Below are 1,685 nucleotides of genomic sequence, written 5' to 3'. Positions count from 1 at the left end.
GGGTTCAGGGGCCGGAGGGCTTCGGAGCCCGGTGCCGGTTCAGGGCCCGGGCTCAGGGGGCCCGGGTTCACGGGGGCCCGGGTTCACGAGGGCCCGGGTTCACGAGGGCCGGGTCACGGGGGCCCGGGCGACGTGGTCGTCCCGGTCGCGGTCCCGCCGGCCGGGAGGGACCGGCGCGCGCGCCGCCGGGGGCCTCGGCCGGTGCGCCCGGGCGAGTGCCTTCGCCGCGCCGCGGCCCAGCGAGGCCGCCGCCATGGCGAGGAAGGGCCCCGGGTCGTCGCCGGCGAACCAGGCCGCCTCGATTCCGGCGGGGCGCTCCGGACGCCGCCCCGGCGGCGCGGCCAGCAGCGAGAGCAGCAGGTAGTTCTCGACGACGAAGACCCGCCCGGGCTCAGCGGCGGACGTCGTCACCGGCCGCCCGGTCAGGTCCAGGTGCAGCGCCCGTACGACGTCCAGGCCCCCAGAGTCGGTGAACAGCCTGAACTGGGCGCCGGGCCGCGGGTTGAAGTCCAGCAGGTGACAGCGGCCGGTCCGCGGGTCGAGGCGGAAGTCCAGGTCGAAGACGCCCCGGTAGCCGAGCGCGCCGACCAGCCGGGCGGCGGCCCGCTCGATCTCCGGGTTGGGGAGCCGCCGCCCCGCGGCGGTCAGACCCGCCCCGTGGGGCCAGGCCCGCTCCTTCCGGCCCGCGCCGCCCGCCGCGCAGCCGCCCGCCGCGCGGGCGTATCCGTGGAAGAACCAGTCCCCGGACGGGCTCTCCGGAAGCCGGCGCTGGAGCAGCAGGCTGCTGCCCGCCCGCTCGGTGCGCGCGTAGAGCTCGCCCGCCTCTCCCGGCGTGCGCACCAGGCAGGTGCTGCGCAGCCCGCTGCCGCCCGGCAGCAGCCAGGGCCGGCTCCACTTGGCGACCGCGGGCAGCCCCAGCTCCCGGGCCGCGGCGACGGCCAGGGCGGCGCTCCCGGGGACCACGGTGTCCGGGTGGGGGATGCCCAGCCCCTCGCAGATTCCGGCGAGCTCCGCCTTGTCGGCGACGCGTTCGGGGAGGTCCGGCGGCTGGGCGGGCAGCAGGTAGCGGCCGGTGAGTTGTCCGGCGAGCCGGGCCGCGGCGATGGCGCCGAGGTCGTCCATGGGGACGAGTACGGCGGGCCTGCCGATGATGTCGGAGATCCGGCGCAGCGTCCGCAGCACCGAGGGCAGGCCGCGGTCCAGGGGCGCGGCATGGGCACGGTGCAGATGGCGGGACCGGGTGACGGGGCTGCGCGGGGACTCGACGACGGCGTGGACCTCGATTCCGGCGCGGCCGAGGGACCGGACGGCGCCGAGGGTCCCGTGGTGGAACGGGTTGGGGTCCAGCCTGAGCAGCAGCGCGGGCACCCCGGTGTCGAAGGCGGGCATTTTCGGTTTCGGTTCCTTCGGTCGATGCTCCGGACGGGGGAACGGCCACCCGGACGGACCATGCGCGGGAATGCTGATCGGCCCCGTAGAAATACGTTTGACGAGGCGCCGATTCCGGTGGCCGGTTCGTGTCCGTGCCGTCCTAGGAGCACCCATGTCTCTTCCCCGCCGACGGCTGGCCGCCGGTTGTGCCGGGGTGGTGGTCGCCTGCCTCTTCGCCACCGGGGCGACAGCGCCCGGGCCCTCGGCCTCCGCGGCCCCCGTGGCCAGCCACGATGTGATCAGGCTGGTGTATC

1 protein-coding gene is annotated in these 1,685 nt (G+C 76.7%); it reads right to left on the bottom strand.

Going from position 1 to position 1,685, the window contains the following annotated elements:
* Positions 1-99 precede the first annotated feature (99 nt).
* The gene (locus GUY61_RS38095) at positions 100-1,389 is read right to left on the bottom strand and encodes an ATP-grasp domain-containing protein (protein WP_208106971.1); all 1,290 of its coding nucleotides are present in this window, start codon (positions 1,387-1,389) and stop codon (positions 100-102) included.
* Positions 1,390-1,685 lie beyond the last annotated feature (296 nt).

The sequence above is a fragment of the Streptomyces sp. GC420 genome (assembly GCF_009916105.1).
Classification (GTDB): domain Bacteria; phylum Actinomycetota; class Actinomycetes; order Streptomycetales; family Streptomycetaceae; genus Streptomyces.
The sequence above is the reverse complement of the archived record's forward strand: the minus strand, read 5'-3'. Positions and strand labels throughout refer to the sequence as shown.